Annotated in this window: 4 protein-coding genes; 3 read left to right on the forward strand and 1 reads right to left on the reverse strand. The window is 41.7% G+C overall.

Annotated elements, in window-relative coordinates; genetic code table 11:
- A partial coding sequence (gene bamD / locus NTU69_07705) for an outer membrane protein assembly factor BamD (protein ID MCX5803397.1) occupies positions 1-1,274 on the reverse strand: 1,274 nt, incomplete at its 3' end.
- A 29-nt stretch (positions 1,275-1,303) separates the two neighbouring features.
- Here bamD and NTU69_07710 point away from each other — a divergent pair.
- The 3 genes from NTU69_07710 to NTU69_07720 all read left to right on the forward strand — a co-directional run.
- The gene (locus NTU69_07710) at positions 1,304-1,936 is read left to right on the forward strand and encodes a class I SAM-dependent methyltransferase (protein MCX5803398.1); all 633 of its coding nucleotides are present in this window, start codon (positions 1,304-1,306) and stop codon (positions 1,934-1,936) included.
- A 64-nt stretch (positions 1,937-2,000) separates the two neighbouring features.
- A complete protein-coding gene (locus NTU69_07715; protein MCX5803399.1) occupies positions 2,001-3,764 on the forward strand; it encodes an aldehyde ferredoxin oxidoreductase family protein in 1,764 nt (587 codons plus the stop codon).
- A 196-nt stretch (positions 3,765-3,960) separates the two neighbouring features.
- Positions 3,961-4,215: carbon starvation protein A (locus NTU69_07720; GenBank protein MCX5803400.1), on the forward strand; the 255-nt coding region annotated here is incomplete at its 3' end.

Consider the following 4,215-nt stretch of genomic DNA (forward strand, 5'->3'; position numbering starts at 1 on the left):
CGTGCCTTCTTTTCTTTTTCTCCTTGAACTACAACCCTGTCCTCGTTGATATAATAGGTGACTAAGTCCCCTGTGAGCTTGTCAGGGCCAGAAAATACCACAACGTTACCCTTTAAGACTATCTCTCCCTTTTTATTGTCAAACACGGCTTCATTGGATGTAGCAGTACGTTCTTTTTTTACAATCTTCACATTGCCTTTTGCGTGGGCCTTTTCGATTTCGTTTGTTGCTTCATCCATGTAAGCCTCGATGGTGTCCGAAAATATAAACAGGTCCTCCTGTTTTGCAATCACACTTCCTTTGAAAACTACATATTTTTCCTTATCGAAGGCTTCCATGGTATCTGATACTATATCAATGGGTTTCTTTTCATCAATAAAGGAGAGCCCCTTTCCCTTCTCATCCTTCTTCTCATCCCCTTTTTCATCCACCTTCTTATCTTTTTCCTCTTTTTCTACCCGGGCTATTTGAGGTCTTAGCTCAATCTCTCTCCTCTTTCTCTCTTCAGATAGCAGCAAGGGTTTGTCTGCCTTTGCAAGTTTGAGCGTTTTTCTCTCCCTTATTGTAGACCTTGCAAAAATACTTTTTGGATATTCCCTTTTTAGTATATCGGAATAATAGTCGGCCTTTTCCATGTTGTTGAGCTCTCTATTTGACATGCTCAGATAGAAAAGGGCCTTATCTGTTCCTTTTGCCCCGGCGTATTTCCTTAAAAAGTACTCGAGCCTTATGACAGATGCGTTATATTGACTTGTTCTGTAATAGAATTCACCAACGTATAATTCCCTGTCTGCAAGTTTCTGGGCCAATTTTTTCAATCTTTCTTCGGCATCCTTTACGTAGGTGCTTTTGGAAAAACGGTTTTTTAGATACGTATATCTTTCAATTGCCTTTAATGTGTAAGCCTGGTCTCTATCAATCGACAGGGATACCTTTTCGTAGCATTCCCCTAATCTTATTAGTATATAGGGAATATTCTCATCCTCAGGGTGGGTATTAAAAAAATCCTCATATACACCTGATGCTAAAATGTAATCTTTCTTTTCAAAGTAAGCATCGCCAAGTTTTACAGTTGCGACAAAGGCAAATGGATCAAAAGGGTAATTCTCTCTTATTTCGGAGAATTTCTTTATCGCATCATCGTACTTTTTGTTTTTCATGAGATTAACCCCATCGACGTAGAGGTCTCCAGGGTTCCCTACCTTTTTAGGGGCCTTAGAAGCACAGGAAGCAAGGAGCAGACAGGATATAAAAAGTATTATAAACCTTTTCATCGCTTAATTATAACAGAAGGGAGAAATTTATGCTATTCTTATATACTATGGATCTGGAAAAAATAATTCAAAAAGGATTGACAGCCTTCCATATTCCCTTTAATGAAGGGATATTAAAGGAACTTTGTTTCTATACCCTTGAACTCAAAAAGTGGAATGAACATATAAATCTGGTAGGATTGAAGGACCTTGAGCTGATTGTGAGGGAACTCTTATATGATACATTCTTTCTCTACGGGTATGTCAGGGAAAGTAAGACACTGCTGGATATGGGTGCAGGTGCAGGAATCGTTGCGATCCCCCTGAAGATACTGAATGAAAAGATGGATATCTTTTCGGTGGATAAAGGTTTGAAAAAGATCCAGTTCCAGAGACATATAAAAAGAAGAATGCGCCTGAAGGGGCTCACTATTCTTCAGAGCAGAATAGAAGAACTGGAACCAATAGAGGTTGATAGCCTTGCTGTGAAAGGATTTGGAGACATTAAAGGAATTTTGGAAAAGGGTGGAAGGCATATAAGGAAAAATGGCCACGCCTTCATTTTGAAAGGTACGAGGGATGAGCCAATAGATTATCAAGGGTTCGACCTGAAGGATGTGATACCTTACAGATTACCCATGAATGAAAAGGCGTACAGGCTCTTTATCTATAAGAAAATTTGACTGGAACTCTGTTCGTTTATAAAGGCATGAAGAGGGTTTTTAACGTCCGCATAAAAGGTGCACCATGAAGGGATTTTTCAAAAAGGTTTTAGTTGTTAATTTAAGCGCGAGAAGCTTTCACGAGGAAGGTATCCCGGATGAGGTATACAGAAAATTCCTTGGCGGCAAGGGTCTTGGTGTTTATCTGATGCTTGAGAGGAATAAACCAGGGGTAGATGCCCTTTCCCCTGAAAATAATTTCATAATAGGTGTGGGTCCTGTCAATGATACGAAAATCTGGGGGTCGAGCAGGTACGGTGTGTTTACAAAAAGTCCTCTTACAGGTCTTTTTTCTCATTCATACTCGGGGGGGAGAATAGCCGAGCCAATAAGCAGGACTGGTTATGATGCAATAATCCTTGAAGGGGCAAGTTCAGAACCTGTTTTTCTGGTAGTGGGCACAAACGGGGTTGAGTTCCATGATGCAGGGGATATATGGGGTTCTGACACATACCAAACCGAGGATTTCGTGCTAAAGAAAGTAGGTTTGAAGGGCGCAGGGGCACTCGTTATTGGTCCAGCCGGTGAGAATCTGGTCAGATTTGCCAATGTAACCAATAATTACTGGAGGTGTGCAGGAAGAACAGGTGTTGGAGCTGTGCTGGGTTCAAAGAAGGTGAAGGCTATCGTTTTCTATGGGGATCAGAAAAGGGAGGTAGCAGACCCCGAAGCCATAGAAAGGTTTAGTAAAGAATGGCGTGATAAGGTAAAAACCCACCCTTCTTTTAGTTTCTTTAAAAACATCGGTACACCTGGTTTGGTTTCAATTATCAATACATTTGAGGGATTCCCGACCCGTTACTGGCATGAAGGCAGCATGGAAGGTTGGGAGAATATCAGTGCAGAGACATTGCACTCCAATTATTCGGTCAAACCCCATGCATGCCATCGATGCCTTCTGGCATGTGGAAGGTTGACAACCGTGAGGGAAGGGAGGCATAAAGGATTAAAGATTGAGGGCCCTGAATATGAGACTATCTATGCCTTCGGTGGACTCTGTTTGATTGACCGTCTGGATGAAATCATATACCTGAACGATATATGCGACCGCCTTGGGATGGATACGATAACAGGTGGTAACCTTGCAGCCTTTGCGATCGAAGCCTCACAAATGGGGAAGATAAGAGAAAAGATAGAATACGGGGATGTCGATGGTATCGCTAATTTACTCTACAGCATCTCCCGGAGAGAAGGTATAGGAGATGTCCTGGCGGAAGGTATTTCCCATGCAGCAGTTAAATGGGGTCTTGAAGATATCGCGATTCATGTAAAAGGAATGGAGCCAGGGGGATACGATCCGAGAATCTTTAAGGGTATGGGTCTTGCGTACGCCACATCCGACAGAGGGGCCTGTCATTTGCGTTCAACTGTCTTTAGGGCAGAAATCGCCGGAGTAATTCCTCCTGATCAGATTGAGGGCAAGGCAGAAGTTTTTATAGATTATGAGGACAGGCTGACGTTACAGGATTCATTAATTCTATGCAGGTTCTACCGTGACATTTATCTGTGGGATGAATTTGCATATATCATTCAGGCTACAACAGGCATAAAAGTAGAGAAAGAGGACCTTCAGAGGATTGCATCTCATATCCAGAGTGCTACGAGGGCTTTTAATATAAGGGAAGGACTTACAAGGGCTGATGATACGCTCCCACCCCGTTTTTTTGAGGAGGGGATAGGTTCAAAGAAGAGTGTAATAACGAGGGAGCAACTTGAGAGGTTGAAGGACGATTATTATAAGCTCAGGGGATGGGACAAGCGTGGAGTCCCATTTATAAATAACGAATAACGAATAGCGGACAGTTTTCCCAGGGAATGATATTAAATGTAATAAATTTAAAGCTTGACATAGGAAAAATTGTTTTCATATAATAAATCGTTCTAAAGGTATTCATAAACAATTTTTACTCTAAAAACATGGGGTGAAAAATGGAATTGGTTCCCATGGGGTTTTTAAGAAATCTTTAAGGTAAAAAGGGGGGAGTATGAATTCTGTAGTAGTACTAATCTTAGGCTTTATCGTGGCGTTCGTTGGTTATCGTTTTTATGCTAAGTACATAGATACGAAGATTATCAAGTCTGACCCGAAGAGGGTTACTCCAGCCAAGATGTACATGGATGGAGTAGATTTCATGCCAACCAGCAAAAATATCCTTTTTGGATACCAGTTCAAGTCAATAGCAGGGGCAGCTCCGATTATCGGCCCTATTATTGCGATTCAGTGGGGATGGCTCCCTGCA

It is taken from the genome of Pseudomonadota bacterium (genome assembly GCA_026388215.1).
GTDB lineage: Bacteria > Desulfobacterota > Syntrophorhabdia > Syntrophorhabdales > Syntrophorhabdaceae > JAPLKF01.